Source organism: Pseudomonas sp. SBB6, assembly GCF_024213215.1.
Taxonomy (GTDB): Bacteria; Pseudomonadota; Gammaproteobacteria; order Pseudomonadales; family Pseudomonadaceae; genus Aquipseudomonas; species Aquipseudomonas donghuensis.
The window spans coordinates 202,732-219,448 of the sequence record NZ_JANAVH010000010.1 but is presented as its reverse complement, the minus strand read 5'-3'; the positions used below and the strand labels follow the sequence as shown (position 1 = coordinate 219,448).

General features: G+C 63.0%; 15 protein-coding genes. 12 read left to right on the top strand and 3 right to left on the bottom strand.

The genetic code is table 11. The features are described from left to right. The first annotated feature begins 13 nt into the window (after nucleotides 1-13). The 6 genes from NLX68_RS19800 (at nucleotide 14) to NLX68_RS19775 (ending at nucleotide 6,411) form a co-directional block, all read left to right on the top strand. On the top strand, nucleotides 14-622 hold the full coding sequence (locus NLX68_RS19800) for a 2-hydroxychromene-2-carboxylate isomerase (RefSeq protein ID WP_254285473.1): 609 nt from the start codon (nucleotides 14-16) through the stop codon (nucleotides 620-622). Nucleotides 623-700: 78 nt separating this feature from the next. Beyond that, the gene (locus tag NLX68_RS19795; RefSeq protein ID WP_189638184.1) at nucleotides 701-1,330 is read left to right on the top strand and encodes a LysE family translocator; all 630 of its coding nucleotides are present in this window, start codon (nucleotides 701-703) and stop codon (nucleotides 1,328-1,330) included. 17 nt (nucleotides 1,331-1,347) lie between these two features. After that, nucleotides 1,348-2,220, top strand: a complete 873-nt coding sequence (locus NLX68_RS19790; RefSeq protein ID WP_254285472.1) for an alpha/beta fold hydrolase — start codon at nucleotides 1,348-1,350, stop codon at nucleotides 2,218-2,220. Nucleotides 2,221-2,325: 105 nt separating this feature from the next. Next, the gene (locus NLX68_RS19785) at nucleotides 2,326-3,783 is read left to right on the top strand and encodes an efflux transporter outer membrane subunit (RefSeq protein ID WP_254285471.1); all 1,458 of its coding nucleotides are present in this window, start codon (nucleotides 2,326-2,328) and stop codon (nucleotides 3,781-3,783) included. After that, complete coding sequence (locus NLX68_RS19780; RefSeq protein WP_254285470.1) at nucleotides 3,780-4,907, top strand: HlyD family secretion protein; 1,128 nt, start codon at nucleotides 3,780-3,782, stop codon at nucleotides 4,905-4,907. The genes NLX68_RS19785 and NLX68_RS19780 overlap by 4 nt, the downstream gene beginning before the upstream one ends. Next, nucleotides 4,897-6,411, top strand: coding sequence for an MDR family MFS transporter (locus NLX68_RS19775; protein ID WP_254285469.1), 1,515 nt, complete (start codon nucleotides 4,897-4,899; stop codon nucleotides 6,409-6,411). The genes NLX68_RS19780 and NLX68_RS19775 overlap by 11 nt, the downstream gene beginning before the upstream one ends. Here NLX68_RS19775 and NLX68_RS19770 read toward each other — a convergent pair whose 3' ends face one another. Next, nucleotides 6,412-7,191, bottom strand: coding sequence for a helix-turn-helix transcriptional regulator (locus tag NLX68_RS19770; RefSeq protein WP_302056265.1), 780 nt, complete (start codon nucleotides 7,189-7,191; stop codon nucleotides 6,412-6,414). A 93-nt stretch (nucleotides 7,192-7,284) separates the two neighbouring features. On the opposite strand from NLX68_RS19770, the gene NLX68_RS19765 reads away from it, so the two are divergent. Next, nucleotides 7,285-11,241, top strand: a complete 3,957-nt coding sequence (locus NLX68_RS19765) for a glycosyltransferase (RefSeq protein ID WP_254285467.1) — start codon at nucleotides 7,285-7,287, stop codon at nucleotides 11,239-11,241. A 19-nt stretch (nucleotides 11,242-11,260) separates the two neighbouring features. On the opposite strand, the gene NLX68_RS19760 is transcribed toward NLX68_RS19765, so the two are convergent. Continuing rightward, the gene (locus NLX68_RS19760) at nucleotides 11,261-12,169 is read right to left on the bottom strand and encodes a LysR family transcriptional regulator (RefSeq protein ID WP_254285489.1); all 909 of its coding nucleotides are present in this window, start codon (nucleotides 12,167-12,169) and stop codon (nucleotides 11,261-11,263) included. A 96-nt stretch (nucleotides 12,170-12,265) separates the two neighbouring features. Between NLX68_RS19760 and NLX68_RS19755 the strand changes: the two genes are divergently transcribed. The 5 genes from NLX68_RS19755 to NLX68_RS19735 all read left to right on the top strand — a co-directional run bounded on the left by NLX68_RS19755 (nucleotide 12,266) and on the right by NLX68_RS19735 (nucleotide 16,028). Then, entirely contained in the window at nucleotides 12,266-13,156 is an 891-nt protein-coding gene (locus tag NLX68_RS19755) for a pirin family protein (protein ID WP_254285466.1), read from the top strand. Nucleotides 13,157-13,183: 27 nt separating this feature from the next. Next, the gene (locus NLX68_RS19750; protein WP_254285465.1) at nucleotides 13,184-13,870 is read left to right on the top strand and encodes a hydrolase; all 687 of its coding nucleotides are present in this window, start codon (nucleotides 13,184-13,186) and stop codon (nucleotides 13,868-13,870) included. Between the two features lie 51 nt (nucleotides 13,871-13,921). Then, nucleotides 13,922-14,548, top strand: coding sequence for an isochorismate family cysteine hydrolase YcaC (gene ycaC, locus NLX68_RS19745; protein ID WP_254285464.1), 627 nt, complete (start codon nucleotides 13,922-13,924; stop codon nucleotides 14,546-14,548). A 142-nt stretch (nucleotides 14,549-14,690) separates the two neighbouring features. After that, nucleotides 14,691-15,605: a DNA-3-methyladenine glycosylase gene (locus NLX68_RS19740; RefSeq protein ID WP_254285463.1), complete on the top strand. Its 915-nt coding sequence runs from the start codon at nucleotides 14,691-14,693 to the stop codon at nucleotides 15,603-15,605. Between the two features lie 150 nt (nucleotides 15,606-15,755). Then, nucleotides 15,756-16,028: a DUF1652 domain-containing protein gene (locus tag NLX68_RS19735; protein WP_254285462.1), complete on the top strand. Its 273-nt coding sequence runs from the start codon at nucleotides 15,756-15,758 to the stop codon at nucleotides 16,026-16,028. A 21-nt stretch (nucleotides 16,029-16,049) separates the two neighbouring features. On the opposite strand, the gene NLX68_RS19730 is transcribed toward NLX68_RS19735, so the two are convergent. After that, nucleotides 16,050-16,664, bottom strand: coding sequence for a Yip1 family protein (locus NLX68_RS19730; RefSeq protein ID WP_254285461.1), 615 nt, complete (start codon nucleotides 16,662-16,664; stop codon nucleotides 16,050-16,052). Between the last annotated feature and the right edge of the window lie 53 nt (nucleotides 16,665-16,717).

Here is a 16,717-nt window from a genome sequence, read left to right as displayed (position 1 = left end):
GGAAGCGCTGCAGATGAGCAAGACCGTCGAATTCTTCTTTGACCTGGGCAGCCCGGCCAGCTACCTGGCCTGGACCCAGTTACCGCAACTGTGCGCCGAACACGATGCGCAACTGCTGTACCGGCCGATGCTGCTGGGCGGGGTGTTCCAGGCCACCGGCAATGCCTCGCCGGTGATGGTGCCGGCCAAGGCCCGGCATGTGTTCGTCGACTTTCAGCGCTATGCCAAACGCTATGGCGTGACCCTGGCTTTTCCACCGGGCTTTCCGATCAATACCCTGGGCCTGATGCGCGCGACCGTTGCCGTGCAGCGCTATCAGCCAGAGCGTTTCCAGGCCTACCTGAGCGCGATGTTCGAGGCCCTGTGGGTTCGCCAGCGTAATCTTGGCGACCTGCAGGTCCTGGCGGGTGTGTTGCAAGAAGCCGGTTTCGACCCCGAGCAGTACCAGGCCTGGACCGCCGCGCCCGAGGTCAAGGCCGCGCTCAAGGATGCGACCGAGGAAGCCGTGCGCCGTGGCGTGTTTGGCGCGCCCACCTGTTTTGTCGGCGAGCAGATGTTCTTTGGCCAGGACCGCCTGGAGTTCGTCGTCGAGGCGCTGGTGGAGCAGGACAGTCAAGTGTAGCGGCATTATTTTCACTAACTGTATGGTCGAGGTGGATCAGGACTCCGTTAGTGTCAGTACAGCCAATAAAAAAACTGGATGCCTGCCATGCTCGGCTCACTGGACCTGATCACTGCCTTCGTGTTGTTCGCCTTTGTCTCCTCGATCACCCCGGGGCCCAACAACACCATGTTGCTGGCCTCCGGGGTGAACTTCGGCGTGCGCCGTTCGATTCCCCATGCGCTGGGCATCAGCGTGGGCTTCATGGTCATGGTCCTGGCGGTGGGTTTCGGCCTGGGCGAGGTGTTCAAGGCCTACCCGCCGATCTACACCGTGCTGCGCTATGTCGGCGCCGCCTACCTGCTGTACCTGGCGTACAAGATCGCCACCTCCGGGCCGCTGTCGGTCAGCAATCCCGAGAGCCGCAAGCCCTTGGGCTTCTGGGGCGCGGCGGCTTTTCAGTGGGTCAACCCGAAAGCCTGGGTCATGGCTGTGGGCGCGATTACCACCTACACCCCGGCCCAGGGTTACGTCACCAACGTCATCGTCATTGCCTCCGTGTTCGCCCTGGTCAACCTGCCCAGCGTGTGCGTCTGGGTGATGTTCGGCAGCGCCTTGCGCACGGTGCTGCAGAACCCGCGCTGGCTGATGCTGTTCAATCTGTTGATGGCGGCGCTGCTGGTGATATCCCTGTACCCCTTGCTGTTTGTAGAATCGAGCTTTTCCTGACATGAGTGCGCTGGCACATGCAGTTGATTCCCTGGTCCCATGACACAAGTGCTGGCTTCACCCTGCGCGGCTGGCGCTCCCCAGCCAGTGGCAAACCGTTGCTGCATTTTCTCCACGGCAACGGTTTTTGCTGCCTGGCCTACCAGCCATTGCTGGCGCGCCTGGCCGAGCGGTTCGACCTGTGGCTGTGCGATGTCCAGGGCCATGGCGACAGTGATCATGGTGGCCCGTTCGCCGGCTGGAACCGCAGCGCGCAGCTGGCCATCGAAGCCTTCGAGGCCGGGCGTGGCGAATACGGCGAGGTGCCGCGGTTTGCCGTCGGCCACAGCTTTGGCGGGGTACTGACCGGCTTGATGCTGGCGCAGCAACCGCAGTTGTTCCAGCGCGCGGTGCTGCTCGATCCGGTGCTGTTCACCCGCGCGATGATGGGCATCATGGGCGCCGCCGCCCTGGTTGGCCTGCACCGTCGACATGCCCTGGCACGCAAGGCCGCTACCCGCCGCAGCCACTGGCCGGACCGCAGCGCGGCGCGGGCGTCGCTGGAGGGGCGGGGGATCTTCAAGGGCTGGAGCGATTCGGCGTTGCAGGCCTATATCGAACACGCCATCGGCGATTGCGGCGAAGGCGTGGTGCTCAAGTGCCGGCCCAGCCGTGAGGTGGAAATCTTCAGCTCCTTCCCGCGGCGCATGTGGGCTTCGCTGACCCAGGTGACAACCCCGAGCCTGGTGCTTTATGGCCAGTCCACCTATCCCTTCGTGCCGCAGTCGGTGCAGCGCTGGGCCCAGACCAACGACCATGTCACTGCCAGCCAGGTGCCGGGCGGACACTGCTTCATGCAGGAAGACCCGGCGGCGTGCTGCGAGCAGGTCGAGACCTTTCTGTTGAAGTGATCTAGTCGTTGTCCATTTTGCGACGATAGATGGCCTGATCACGAGCGAACGACAACGCGCCATTCCCTAAGCTGCCCCTCCACAGACAACAACAGGAGAGGCAGCATGGGACAGGCGCGTTGGCCGTTGCTGTGCGCAGGCATGTTACTGAGCGGGGCGTGTAGCCAATTTGACGAGGGCCGGGCGTTGGCACCGGCACCGCGGCCTGACGTCGAACTGAGCCGTACCGCCGGCACGCATGCGCAGACGTTGCCGCAGGATTGGTGGTCGCTGTACCACGACCCGCAGCTGGATCGGCTGGTGCAAGCCGCCCTTGCGCATAACCGCGAGCTGGCCGCTGCCCAGGCTAATGTGCAGGTATTGCTCGGTGGCTTGCGCAGCGCCGCCGCCGGCCGCTGGCCAACGACGCGGCTGGGGTATGGCTATCGCTATGGCCGCGATGGTGATGACCAGACCCTGGCACAAGCCAGCGACCGCCATGCTGACAGCCAGTGGCAGCATGAAGCGCAATTTGGCCTGGACTACGAACTTGACCTGTGGGGCCGGGTTGCCGCCAGCATCGTGGCCGCGCGCGCCGATGCCGAGGCGGCGCAGGCTGCCCGTGATGGGCTGCGGGTCAACGTGGCGGCCCAAACCACACGCGCCTACTTGCGCGTGTGCGCCCTCGGCGCTCGCCGCGAGGTGCAGCTTCAATCAGTGGCGTTGCTGCAAGGCAGCCTGGCCCTGACGCGTCAGCAACAGGCCGCCGGGGTCCTCACGGCGCTGGACATCAGCCGCCAGCAAAGCCTGCTGGAGCAGACCCGGGCACTGTTGCCCCGGTTGCAGGGCCAGCGCCAGGCCGTCTTGTTCGAGCTGGCGGTACTCAGTGGCCAGCCGCCGCAGCACCTGGATCAACAGGCCAGCCATTGCCAGCGCCTGCCCAGCATTGCCCGGCCATTGCCAGTGGGCGATGCCTGGAGCCTGTTGCAACGCCGCCCGGACATCCGCCAGGCCGAACGCCAGTTGTTCGCCGCGCGGGCACGGATCGACACGGCCAAAGCGCAGCTGTATCCGCAGGTGCAGTTTGGCGCGGCGCTGGAGTCTTCAGCGGCCACCTTCGGCGCCATGGGCGACAGCAAGGCGCTGACCTTTGCCATCGGCCCCATGATCAGTTGGCGCTTTCCCAACCGCGCGCAGGCCCATGCCCGGGTCGAGCAAGCACACGCGAGCAGCGACGGCGCACTGGCGCGCTTCGACAGCGTGGTGCTGGGGGCTTTGCGCGATGTCGAGCAGGCCTTGGCGCTGTATGCCGGCGAACGCCAGCAGCGCGCGGCCCTGGCCCGCGCCACCGCCCAGAGCCAGCGCGCCTTCGAGCTTGTCCGGCTGAACCTGGACGCTGGCGCCGTGGATGGCCTGGCGCTGCTCGACAGTCAACGCACCCTGGTCCGCCAGCAGGCCGAGCTGGCCGAAGCCGACTTGCGCCTGTTGGAGCGCCAGGTCGAGCTGTTCCGTGCCCTCGGTGGCGGCTGGCAGCGTGCCGACACTCCTCAATCCCTTGCCTTGCACACCGGAGCCCACCCATGAACCAAGTCGTTACCCCCGATCCGCAGCTTGTCGGCGCGCAATTGACCCGCCGCCGGCACGCCCGCTTTGCGCTGGGCACCGCCGGGCTGTTGGCCGTGCTGGCCTATGGCGGTTACTGGTGGAGCAGCGCACGCTTTTTCGAACAGACCGATGATGCCTACGTGCGCGCCGACTGGGCGCCGGTCAGCGCGCGGCTGGCAGGTTATGTGGCCGAGGTGCGGGTGGCCGACAATGCCAGGGTCAAGGCCGGCGATGTGCTGGTGCGCCTGGATGCCCGCGACTACCAGCAGCGCCTGCGCCAGGCCCGCGCGCAACAGGCCGCCAGCGCCGCGGCCGTGCAGGCACAACAGGCGCGCCTGAGGACCTTCGCTGCGCAACTGGACGAGCAACGCCAGGCCATCGCCCGCGCCCAGGCCGAGCATGCCGCCTGTGCAGGCGAAGCGCGGCGTGCGCAGCTTGACTGGCAGCGCTACCGGCAATTGGCCGGGCAACAGGCCGCCAGTGCCCAGCGCCTGGAAAGCGCCACCGCCAGCCGGGTCAAGGCTCAAGCGCTGGTACGCGCGGCCGCCGCCGAGCTTGAGCGTCAGCAGGCGCGGCAGCAGGTACTGAGCAGCCAACGGCAACAGGCGCAGGCCGATCTGGCCGCACGCCAGGCCGCGCTCGAACAGGCCGAGGCCGAGCTGGGCCTGGCCGAGAACGCCTTGGCCGACACCGAAATCCGCGCACCTTTCGATGGCGTGATCGGCCAGCGCAAGGTGCGCCAGCAGCAGTACGTCACCCCCGGTTTGCCGTTGCTGGCAGTGGTGCCGGTGGCCCAGGCCTATGTGGTCGCCAACTACAAGGAAACCCAGCTTGAGCACCTGCGCCCCGGCCAGCGGGTCAGGCTTGAGGTCGACACCTTCGGCCGCCACTGGCAGGGCACGGTCGACAGCGTGTCGCCCGGCTCCGGTGCGGTGTTCGCGCTGTTGCCGCCAGACAACGCCACCGGCAACTTCACCAAGATCGTCCAGCGCTTCCCGGTGCGCATCCAGCTCGATCCGCCGGCCGCCGGTGAAGCGCAACTGCTGCCGGGCATGTCGGTGATCGCCACGGTCGATACCCGGGAGGCCGATCATGGCCGCTGAAGACAAGGTCTCGCTGCGCGCCTGGGTGGCGGTGATCGGCGGCCTGTTCGGCTGCTTCATGGCCGGGATGAACGTGCATGTCACCAGCGCCGCCTTGCCGGAGATCGAAGGCGCGCTGGGGGCCAGCTTCGAGGAAGGCTCGTGGATCTCCACGGCCTACCTGGTCGCGGAAATCAGCATGATCCCGCTCACTGCCTGGCTGGTGCAGGTGTTCTCCCTGCGCCGGGTGATGCTGGTGGGCTCGGTGGTGTTTCTGCTCAGTTCGGTCAGTTGCGCCCTGGCGCCGAGCCTGCAGGCGATGATCGCCCTCCGGGTGATTCAGGGCGCCTCCGGGGCGGTGCTGATCCCGCTGTCGATGCAGCTGATCATCACCGAACTGCCGGCCAGCAAGATCCCGCTGGGCATGGCCTTGTTCAGCCTGTCCAACAGCGTTGCCCAGGCGGCCGGGCCATCGATTGGCGGCTGGCTCACCGACGCGTACTCATGGCGCTGGATCTTCCTTCTACAGTTGCTGCCGGGCGTGGCGCTGATCGCAGCGGTGGCCTGGTCGATCGGCGCTCAGGCCGGTGACCGCAGTAAACTGCGCCAGGCTGACTGGCTGGGCATCGCCGCCATGGCCCTGGGCCTGGGGGCGTTGCAGATCGTCCTGGAGGAGGGCGGACGCAAGGACTGGTTCGACTCCTCGTTCATCATCGGTTTCAGCCTGTTTGCAGGTGTCGCCCTGGTGCTGTTCATCCACCGGCAGTTGTGGGGTGAGCGGCCCTTTATCAACCTGCGCCTACTGGCCAGTTACAACTTTGGCGTCGCCAGCCTGGCCATGGCGGTGTTCGGTGCGGCGACGTTCGGCCTGGTGTTTCTGGTGCCCAACTACCTGTCGCTGGTGCAGGGTTACAACGCCCGCGAGATCGGCATCAGCCTGATCGCCTATGGCCTGGTCCAGTTGCTGCTGGCGCCATTGCTACCGCGGCTGATGCGCTGGCTCAATGCCAAGCTGCTAGTGGCCAGCGGCTTTGCGATCATGGCCTTGGGGTGTTGGCTGGGGGCGCATTTGTCGGACGATGCCGCCGCCAACGTGATCATCCCCTCTACCGTGGTGCGCGGCCTCGGCCAGCCGCTGATCATGGTGGCGCTCTCGGTGCTGGCGGTCAAAGGCCTGGACAAGGCCCAGGCGGGTTCGGCCTCGGCGCTGATCTCGATGCTGCGCAACCTCGGCGGCGCGGTGGGCACGGCGTTGCTCACGCAGTTGGTGTCCCAGCGTGAGCGCTTTCATTCCGAGCGTATCGGCGAGGCGGTGACGATGTTCGACGGCGCCTTGCAGCAGCGTCTGCCGCGCGGGCTGGTCGATGTGCAGGCGCCGCAGGTGATGCAGACGCTGAGCCTGATCGATCATAGCGTGCGCCAGCAGGCTAACCTGATGGCTTATTCGGATGCCTTCTACCTGTCGTGCCTGGCCTTGGCCGCCTGCGCCCTGGCCTCGTTGCTGCTGCGTCAGACAGACGGCTGATCAGTCCGGCTGCGCCGTGCCATAGGCCTGGGCTTTGCCGAAATAGGCTGAGGGCGATACCCCCAGGGTGCGGCGGAACATGGCGCTGAAGGCGCTGGGGCTGTCGTAGCCCAGGTCCAGCGCCACATCGAGGATGGGATGCCCGGCGGCCAGCGAGTCGAGGCTGGCCAACAGGCGCATGCGTCGCAGCCACTGGATGAAGCTCAAGCCGGTTTCACGCTGAAAGGCGCGGGTCAGGGTGCGGGCGCTGGTGCCGATCAGGCGGGCGGCGCGCGCAAGGTTCCAGTCTTCACTGGGCGCATCCCGCAGGGCCTGGCACAGCTCGGCCAGTTGCGGATCGCGGGGGGTGGGCACGTGCAGGGCCATGATCGGCAGCACGCGGATCTCATCGAGGATCAATTGCATGACCCGCTCGTCGCGACCTGCGCGCGGGTAGTCGGCGGGAATGTCCATGGCGCTGATGATCAACTGGCGCAGCAGCGGCGAGATGTCGATCACCTGGCAGCCCTGGGGCAGATCCGTGCGCGCTTGTGGGTCGATGAACAGGGTACGCATGCGTACCGCGCCGGCCATCTTCAGGTCGTGTTCGACCGCCGTCGGCACCCACACACCACGCCCTGGCGGCACCACCCAACTGCCCTGCAGCGAGTTGACCGTGATGACCCCGCTCAAGGCGTGGATCAACTGTGCGCGGTTGTGGCAATGGGCAGCGATGCGTTCGCCGTGGCGGTAGTTTTCGGCCAGGGTGAGGATGGGCGGGTTAGTCACGGTGGTAGGCATTCATCCGCTGACCCGAAGGTGGCATAGTTGTTGGATCCAAGGTTCTAAAATGCCATTATTGATGGGTCCTTCTATCTGAATCAAGAGTTACGCATGGCCCAGGCGCTCAACACCCTCGTCAGTTTCGCCACCAGTTGGGGAACCCGTTTCGGCGGTATAAACAGTTTCAACTATGACCTGTTGGGGGCGTTTGCCACCTTGTGCTGCCGGCAAGTCGAAACTGTCTGCGTCGTGCTCTGGGCAAACGACGAGGATGTTGTCGATGCGGCAAACAAGCAGGTTCGCCTGATTTCGCTCGGACTGGAAGGGCAGAAGCATTTTTCTCACGAGCTGAAATCGAACGTACGCAACGCGCTTGATGCTAAAAAAGTGAGCTTGGGGAAGGATACGGTCTGGCTGGGCCATGATCGTATTACCGGGGACATCGCCGTGGCTGCGGCGCGCGAATGGAAGGGGCGGTCGGCGCTGATCCACCACATGAGTTACAGCCATTATGAAGCGTTCGCGGAAAACAGCGTGGATGCTCGCGGTAAGGAGGATCAGCAGCGGGCGTTGTTTCAATCTGCCGATGTGGTCATGGCCGTAGGCCCACTGTTAAGAGATGCGCTTCTCGATCTGCGCGAAGACGGCGCCGTTGCGATGCTGGTGCCCGGGTTGCCGGAAATTGATGCGAAAGGAGCGGCGCCGCGTAATTTCAAAGCGATCCTGAGTGGGCGCTTGAGTGAGGACGCGCGCAAGATCAAACAGGCTCATCTGGGGGTCGCAGCTTTCTCCCAGGCCATACGAGTCGCGGACACCACGCCTCATCTGGACAACGTGTTCCTTGCCAAAAGGCAGCCGAGCTTGTTGCTGCGTGGCGTCGACTTCGAAAAAAGCGAAAGTGAACAGATCGCCGAAGCAGAACTTGAACTGCGCTGCTTCGCCGAGCAGCACGCGGACCGTGCGTACAACCTTAAGGCGCTGCCATTTACCACAGATCGCAAGGCGTTGTTCACGGATATCCGCAACGCCAGTGTGGCGATGATGCCGTCCTGGCATGAAGGCTTCGGCTTGGTTGCCTGGGAAGCTATCGCGGCGGGTGTGCCAGTTGTCATCAGCGACAAAAGTGGTGCTTACCAGATGCTGGAGGAATGGCAGGAAGGTTTGTACAAGGGGCATGTAACGTCTATCGATGTGCGGGGTAGCAATATCGATCCTTTTTACAAGGAGCAGGACATACAACAGTTGGTCGGCGCGTTGAATGTGGTCGGCAATGATTCGTCCAAGCGCAGGCAGGCCGCTAGTTTGCGTGAGGCGCTGGCAGCTGAGTTTACCTGGACCGCGTGTGCCAGAGCCTGTGCGAACGCATTGGGTTGGGACATTTCTGAATCGGCAACTACATCAGTTCCCAGCGTGTCCACAGCGGCGCAAACGCCACTTGAATTTGACTGGCTCAGTTGCCCTGGCCGATCGAGCGCCGCAATGGGCCACAGCGATAGCCAACTGCTGCGCGCGGAAGCGGCTGTGGTGCCTTTTGACAAAGATCGCGAGCCGTTCTTGAAGCTTCAGTTGGACTGGGTCAAGGCCCCCACCCATTCATTGGCAATCAGGCTACTCACCGGTGCTGGAGGGGTGGGGAAAACCCGCCTGGCATTAGAGTTGTGTAAGCGCTTGCGGGAGAGTGGCTGGCTCAGCGGCATACTGTCCAGCGAGTTTACCGCCAGCAGCATGGCCCGGGTGGCTGATCAGCTGAAGGCTGCCAAGCAACCTTCGCTGATTGTGATCGACTATGCCGAAACCCGACAGGACGTATTGCTGGCACTGATTAAAATCTTGCACAACGGTCGGTTCGAACAGCCGATACGTATACTGCTTCTTGCCCGAGATGGCGGCGAATGGTGGCGGCGGCTGCCAGAACACGACAGCGAGTGTGAAGGCGTGCTTAGCGGGTCGCAAACGAGCGGCCCTTATCAACTACCTATGCTTCATGAGTCTGTGGCCAGTCGTCAGCGCGCGTATCAGGAAGCCTCGCTGGCATTTGCTCAGCATTTGAACATCGGCGCAGTTGATCTTCAGCCCAATCTTGAAGCCGACCATTTTGATCGGCCGTTGTTCATCCAGATGGCGGCGCTGATGACGTTGCGAGGGGAGTCTGCAAAGTCAGCCGAGGGATTGCCCAGGGCGGTGCTCAACCATGAGTCGGAATATTGGCAGAAGACCTTGGCAGCACAGGGGTTGGCGGACGTCCAGTCGCTCCGTCAAGCGACAATGCTGATGACCTTGTCGACGCTAGTCAGTGGCATACCGACCGCTCGGGTACTCGATGATATTCTCGATTTGAAAGCTGAGGAACGCGCCAACCTTAAGCGTCTCTACGATGTCTTGACCCCGCTCTATCCTGATCGACAAGGGCTGCAAGCACTGCGCCCTGACTTGTTGGGAGAAGCGCTGGTGGCGAAAGTATTGCTGGAGCACGGCGGTTCTGTGTTCGAGCGCGTGCTGGCCGAGGGCAGCGGCAGCCAGGTACGTTCTGCATTAACGGTTGTTGCACGGATGCTGCGCTATCGGGAGGATCTTGCGCCTGCGGTGTCTGAGGTGATTGATCGGCAGTTTTCAGCCACCATGGACGGGTGGATTGCTGTTTGTCTGGAAACCCGCAGCCCACTGCCTGGCATCCTGGAAGGTATTTTTTCGCAGATGAGTCCTAAGCGAAAAATACAAGTGGCCGGTGCGTTGAAGGACAAATTACAGGTTGAAATGATCGCGTTACTTGGATTGCGCCAGCAGGTAGGGGAAGTGCTGGTCGGACACTTTAGTGACAAAAATGACAAGGCTGGACGTAAGGGCGATGTTGCACGGTCGTCCGCCTTGAAATGGCACTCGAAAACGCTTCGCTACATTGGTCAGTCGGTGGTGGCGAAGGACACAATGGAGCAGGCATTGAGTGTCTCGCGATCCATTGCTCAGCGAGATCCAAGGCATACCCCGACCCTGATAGACCTTCTTTGCGACATCTCTCAGCATCGTGCCGAGTTTGGCATGTCGGACAGTGCCATGTCCGCGATTGAGGAAGCGCTGGTGTTGGTTCGCAAGCATCGCACGATCATGGTACAGCAACGGGCAAAGGTGCTTGGCTTGTATGCACTGCGACTGGATGAGTGCGGGCAGGGCGACAAGGCCATTGACTACGTCAAGCAGTCCTTGGAACTGCATCGAAGTGCCAGCCAGGCCAACAGTTCGCAGTACCATAAAAATATGGGGATTGCGTACAATCGTTACAGTAATTTGTTGGGGAACAACGGATGCGATGAAGATGCCCTTCAGACCGCCAAATGTTCATTGGAGTCTTACCGTCAGCTTATCGAATGCCGCGGATACCCTGATGATCCGGACTGGGTTATCGCACTGAATAATTATGCCAATCGGTTGTCGCAGCAGGGCGACATGGAAGAGGCCATTTCGTATATCGAAGAAGGGCATTCGATTGCCTCCAGGCTGGCGGAGGCCAAACCTGAGCGCTTCACAATTGATCTGGCTGACGCGGGGTACAGCTACTCGTTGATTCTCGGCGAGCATGGTGATATTGCCAAGGCGCTTGAGGTGGGCGACGTTGCGTTGAAGGGCTATCAAGGGCTGAATGAAGCTCATCTGCTGTATCGGCACGGCATCGAACGAGAGAAATGTCGATTGTTAGTGGCCATGTGGCGCTGGCTGGACTCCGGCCAGGACCTGTATGCCGAAGCGAGAAAACCTTTGGAAATGGAAACGCATCCCGAGGCTCAAGGTATTGCTTTTCAGCGCTTGTGGTTGTGTGCGATAGCGGTTCCCGATCAGGCGCATTTGCAAAGCGCTTTCGAGCATTGGGAAAGCCTTAATCGTGCTGATCAACATGCGTGGAAAACAGGCTATTTCTTGATATCGGCATTGGCTGAACATTTTCTGGGTGCAGACGACGCACCCTCCGAATGGCGTACGGAATTCCTGACGTATCTACAAAAGCGCAACGGTCATTTGCCGTTTTGGATGAGCGAAACGCTCAAACGTCTGGGTTGCTCGTTTCCAACGCCATAAGGAAATAGCGGACATCCCCTTACGCTATATCACTGGCCTCGAACTCCGCCGCGAGAAAATCCAGCAAGCTGCGCACCGACGGCAGCAATCCGCGGCGCGAGGCAAACACCGCATGCACCACGCCGCACTCCGGTGCCCAGTTCGGCGTGGCTTGCACCAGCCGGCCGGCTTCGAGTTCTTCGCGAATCACCACCAGCGGCAGGTGCACCACACCCACGCCGGCCACGGCGGCCTGGCGCAATACCACCAGGTCATCGGTCACCAGCCGCGGGTTGTGCCGCAGGCTGGCGCGGGCGCCGTCGGGGCCGAGCAGGTGCCAGTGATAGTCGCGCTGCGGATAGCCCCAATGCAGGCTGGGCAGGCTGCTGAGGTCGGCAGGCACCGGCCGCTGCGGCAGGCGCTCAAGCACTGACGGCGCCGCGACCAGGTACTGGGTGCTGCGCGCCAATACCTTCATCACCAGGTCGCTGCTTTCCAGCGGCGGTACGCGCACACGCAGGGCGATGTCGATGCCTTCCTGGATCAGGTCGACCTGACGGTTGGTGCTTTCGATATACAACTGCACCAGCGGACACTGGACCATGAAGCGGGTGAGCATGGCCCCCACCCAGAAATCCAGCAGCGCCGTCGGGCAACTCAAGCGCACAATGCCCTGGGGTTCGGCACGGTTGCGCTCGATCAGTTCGGCGGCGCCCTCGGCTTCGACCAGCATGGCCAGGCAATGGCGATAGTAGGCCTGGCCGATTTCGGTCACTGAAAAATGCCGGGTCGAGCGCTGGATCAGGCGCACGCCCAGGCGTTCTTCCAGCCCGGCAATGCGCCGGCTGAGCTTGGACTTGGGCATGTCCAGGGCGCGGCCGGCGGGGGCAAAGCCGCCGTGATCGACCACCTGGGCAAAGTAGTAAAGGTCGTTGAGGTCTTCCACCAGTGTTCTCCAAATGGAACGCTGAGGGCAGTTTAACCGATCTACCGCCGATGTCGTTGCGCTCGTATGGTTATAGCCATGCACGAGAGGAGGCATCTGATGAAAAAGATCCAAGGCGTCTACAGCAGCCCGCACCCGCATTGGGTGGGTGATGGCTTCCCGGTCCGTAGCCTGTTTACCTACGATAACCTGGCCCAGCACATCAGCCCGTTCCTGCTGCTGGACTATGCCGGCCCCCACGACTTCACCCCGACCACCGCACGTCGCGGGGTCGGCCAGCATCCTCATCGCGGTTTCGAAACCGTGACCATCGTTTACCAGGGAGAACTGGAGCACCGCGACTCCACGGGTGCCGGCGGCCTGATCGGCCCGGGCGATGTGCAGTGGATGACCGCTGCCGGCGGGATTCTCCACGAGGAGTTCCACTCGCCAGCCTTCGCCGCCAAGGGTGGCACCCTGGAGATGGTCCAGCTGTGGGTCAACCTGCCGGCCAAGGACAAATCGGCGCCGGCCGGTTACCAGACCCTGCTCAGCACTGACATCCCACTGGTGCCGCTGGGTAACGGCGCTGGCACCTTGCGGGTGATTGCCGGTGCGTTCCGTGGCCATCAGGGCCCGGCGCAGACCTTTACGCCCATGGATGTCTGGGACCTGCAACTGAAGGCCGGCGCGCCGCTACGCCTGCCTAGCGCCGCCGGGCGCAGCACGGCGCTGGTGGTGTTGCGTGGCCAGTTGCTGGTCAACGGCGAGCGCCAGGTCGGTGCCGCGCAACTGGTGCTGTTCGACCGCGCCGGTGACGAGCTACTGCTTGAAGCACAAAGCGATGTATCGGTGCTGCTACTGAGTGGCGAGCCGCTGGACGAGCCGATTGTCGGTTACGGCCCGTTCGTGATGAACAGCGATGCCGAAATCGCCGAGGCCTTCGACGATTTTCGTGCCGGGCGCTTCGGCCAGATGAGCGGGCAGGCCGGGCCGCGTCACCACAACTAGTCTCATAAACCCGAAGGAGAATATGCCATGAGTACATTTGCCAACGTTGCCAACTTCAACGGCCAGGTCCCGCGCATTGACCCCGATGACGCTGCGATGCTGCTGATCGACCATCAGAGCGGCCTGTTCCAGACGGTCAAGGACATGCCCATGACCGAGCTGCGGGCCAATGCCATCACCCTGGCCAAGATCGCATCGCTCGCCAAGATCCCGGTCATCACCACCGCTTCCGTGCCGCAGGGCCCCAACGGCCCGTTGATCCCGCAAATCCACGAAGCCGCGCCGCACGCCCAGTACGTGGCACGCAAAGGTGAAATCAACGCCTGGGACAATCCTGAATTCGTTGCCGCCGTAGAGAAGACCGGACGCAAGACCCTGATCATCGCCGGCACCATCACCAGCGTGTGCATGGCCTTTCCGAGCATCAGTGCGGTCAATGCCGGCTATAAAGTATTTGCGGTGATCGATGCCAGCGGCACCTATTCGAAGATGGCCCAGGAAATCACCCTGGCGCGCATCATGCAGGCCGGTGTGGTGCCGATGGACACCGCCGCGGTGTGCTCGGAAGTCCAGCGCACCTGGAACCGCGAAGACGCCCAGCAGTGGGCCGAAGCCTACAGTTCTGTGTTCCCGCATTACCAATTGCTGATCGAAAGCTACCTCAAGGCGCAACAGGTGGCCCGCGACAACGAACTGCTCGATTCCCAACGCTGATCCCTCATGTCCGGTGCCCGGCACCGGCGTCTCAACGCAAGGAGTAAGACCATGACCAAGCCCTACGTCCGTCTGGACAAGAACAACGCTGCCGTCCTGCTGGTCGACCACCAGACCGGCCTGCTGTCGCTGGTTCGAGACATCGACCCGGATCGCTTCAAGAACAACGTGCTGGCCGTTGGCGACCTGGCCAAGTACTTCAAGCTGCCGATCATCCTCACCACCAGCTTTGAAACCGGCCCCAATGGCCCGCTGGTGCCCGAGCTCAAGGCGCAGTTCCCCGAGGCGCCGTACATCGCCCGCCCCGGGCAGATCAACGCCTGGGACAACGAAGACTTCGTCAAGGCGGTCAAGGCCACCGGCAAGAAGCAACTGATCATTGCCGGGGTGGTGACTGAAGTGTGTGTGGCCTTCCCGGCGCTGTCGGCCCTGGAAGAAGGTTTTGACGTGTTCGTGGTCACCGATGCTTCCGGTACGTTCAACGAGCTGACCCGCGACTCGGCCTGGAACCGTATGTCGCAAGCCGGCGCGCAGTTGATGACCTGGTTCGGCCTGGCCTGTGAGCTGCACCGCGACTGGCGCAACGACATCGAAGGCCTGGGTACCTTGTTCTCCAACCACATCCCCGACTACCGTAACCTGATGACCAGCTACAACACCCTCACCAACGGCAAGTAACGCCGTGCACTGATCGGCGGCCGGGCGCTAGCGTAGCCCGGCCGTCGTCGTATCGACATCCCCCTGAAGGGCAGACCTTTGGGGCGCCGAAATTCTGCGAAACCTCTGGCGTCGTGAGGTTTGCGCAGGTGATGATCGGCGCATGAAATCTCCCACCTTGGCTGGCCATCGTCGCACCGTGCGGCCGGGCAGCGTCATCAGCTTCTGGCTGCCCTATCAGCCACCGTTGCACTGGCCGTCGCTGCTGGGGTTTCTTGCCGCGCGGGCGATCACCGGAGTCGAGACGGTCGTGGCGGGGGTGTATGCGCGCAGTTTTGATCTTGTCCAGGGCCAGGGCATCGTCCAGGTGTCTCAGGCGCGTGGGCAGCGGCTGAAAGTCACCGTGTTCGGCGCCTCTGCGCGAGCGCTGCCAGGTGTGCTGGCCAGGGTCCGACGGGTGTTTGACCTGGATGCCGAACCGCACAAGATCCAGGCGCAGCTCAGTCGCGACCCGTTGATGGCGCAACTGATCAACCTGCGTCCGGGGCTGCGTGTGCCGCGCGGCTGGGACGCGTTCGAGCAAGCCATGCGTACCGTGCTGGGCCAGCAGATCAGCGTGGCCGGGGCCATCACCCTGGCCGGGCGGATGGTGGCGGGCTACGGCCAGCGACTCCCCGCGCATGTGCCGCAGTTGCCCGGCTTGACCCATGTGTTCCCCAGGGCCGAGGCCATTGTTGACGTCGACTTAAGTGGCCTGGGTATGCCGCGCTCCCGGGCCGCGACCTTGTCGACCCTGGCCCGGGCTCTGCGGGAGGACCCGCAGTTGTTCGGCCCGGACCGTGACCTGGAGGCCTGGGTCCAGCGCCTGTGCCGTTTGCGCGGTATCGGCCCGTGGAGCGCCCACTACCTGGCCCTGCGCCAGATGGGCGCGGCCGATGCCTTGCCGCTGGGGGATGTAGCCCTGATCAAGGCCTTGCGCCTGCTGGAAGGCCCCGAGGCGCAACTGGCACAGCGCGCTCAGGCCTGGCGCCCATGGCGTGCCTATGCCGCCCAGCACTTGTGGGCGTCGCTGAGCTGACCCAACCTTTGAACGACAGCCGAGCGGCTCCTGCGATCGATCATTGCCGCCGTGTATGGGGTGAAGGCGTGGCATCAGCAATTACAATTGGCATCGAGGGCTGGCCGGGTACTAACTCAAAGTCGGGCCTTGCGACACGAGGATCGAATCATGTCACTGATTGGTGTTTCTACGCTTGAGCTGTGCCATTTGATCGAACAGGCATTTCTGCCTGACCGGTGCGTCGCGTCCTGCATCGATGGTGAGCATCTGACCCTTCAACTGGGGCAGGGCGATACCCTCGGCGAGTGCCTGACCGTCACCGGTATCCATGTGCACAGCCTTACCACCTGCCATGAGCTGGCCGCCCTGGTTGCCCAGGTGCGTGAAGAACAGCGCCTGGGGCGTAGTCATATTCCCCTCACGCCCCAAGCGATGGTCTGAAGACTCTGCCCTGTTGCCCGCTCAGCCAAGGCTGGCCGGGCGCAGGTATTCAGGGCTGAGCACGCTGAACCAGAACAGGATCATCGACACCAGGATGGTCACCAGCACCAGCAACCCCACCGTCCAGACACTGGTCGAATACAGCAGACCGTCTTCCTTGCGCAGGCGCAGGAAGGTCGGCAGGCCAATGTAGAGCAGAAAGGTCGCATAGGCCGATGCCACGGCCAGCACGATCAGCGCCAGCCAGCGTCCGGGGTAGAGCCCGGCGACACCGGCGACGAAGTATGGTGTAGCGGTGTAGGCGGCAAAACCGATGCACTGGTTGAGCGTAGGACGTGCATCGAAGGTGCGTGACATCCAGCGAATGAACCCGCCCATGATCATCAGCCCGAGCACGCTGCTGGCATACAGCAGCACGCCCAGCTCGGCGGCGCTGGTCACACTCAGGCGTACCCGCTCGGTGCCGGCCAGGCTCCAGCCAATGCTGGTGGTGCCAATGAACAGGCACAGGGCGGGAATCAGCGCCATCAGCAGCAGGTGCGGCAGGTAGTGACGCGGGTGCAGTTCTTCTTCCCGGCGAATTTCCATCCAGGCGTCGTCGGGGTGGGTGAAGAGTTGAACCAGATGGGTACTCATGGTGACCTCCGAGGGTGAGCAGAGTAGAAAACACCTCTCCCTGTTCTATGGAG

Coding starts and splice junctions, on each gene's coding strand:
- NLX68_RS19765 (WP_254285467.1), top strand. CDS start 7,285: ATGGCCCAGGCGCTCAACACCCTCGTCAGTTTCGCCACCAGTTGGGGA.
- NLX68_RS19770 (WP_302056265.1), bottom strand. CDS start 7,191: ATGCCTACCACCGTGACTAACCCGCCCATCCTCACCCTGGCCGAAAAC.
- NLX68_RS19755 (WP_254285466.1), top strand. CDS start 12,266: ATGAAAAAGATCCAAGGCGTCTACAGCAGCCCGCACCCGCATTGGGTG.
- NLX68_RS19800 (WP_254285473.1), top strand. CDS start 14: ATGAGCAAGACCGTCGAATTCTTCTTTGACCTGGGCAGCCCGGCCAGC.
- NLX68_RS19735 (WP_254285462.1), top strand. CDS start 15,756: ATGTCACTGATTGGTGTTTCTACGCTTGAGCTGTGCCATTTGATCGAA.
- NLX68_RS19750 (WP_254285465.1), top strand. CDS start 13,184: ATGAGTACATTTGCCAACGTTGCCAACTTCAACGGCCAGGTCCCGCGC.
- NLX68_RS19795 (WP_189638184.1), top strand. CDS start 701: ATGCCTGCCATGCTCGGCTCACTGGACCTGATCACTGCCTTCGTGTTG.
- NLX68_RS19740 (WP_254285463.1), top strand. CDS start 14,691: ATGAAATCTCCCACCTTGGCTGGCCATCGTCGCACCGTGCGGCCGGGC.
- NLX68_RS19785 (WP_254285471.1), top strand. CDS start 2,326: ATGGGACAGGCGCGTTGGCCGTTGCTGTGCGCAGGCATGTTACTGAGC.
- NLX68_RS19790 (WP_254285472.1), top strand. CDS start 1,348: ATGCAGTTGATTCCCTGGTCCCATGACACAAGTGCTGGCTTCACCCTG.
- NLX68_RS19730 (WP_254285461.1), bottom strand. CDS start 16,664: ATGAGTACCCATCTGGTTCAACTCTTCACCCACCCCGACGACGCCTGG.
- NLX68_RS19780 (WP_254285470.1), top strand. CDS start 3,780: ATGAACCAAGTCGTTACCCCCGATCCGCAGCTTGTCGGCGCGCAATTG.
- NLX68_RS19775 (WP_254285469.1), top strand. CDS start 4,897: ATGGCCGCTGAAGACAAGGTCTCGCTGCGCGCCTGGGTGGCGGTGATC.
- ycaC (WP_254285464.1), top strand. CDS start 13,922: ATGACCAAGCCCTACGTCCGTCTGGACAAGAACAACGCTGCCGTCCTG.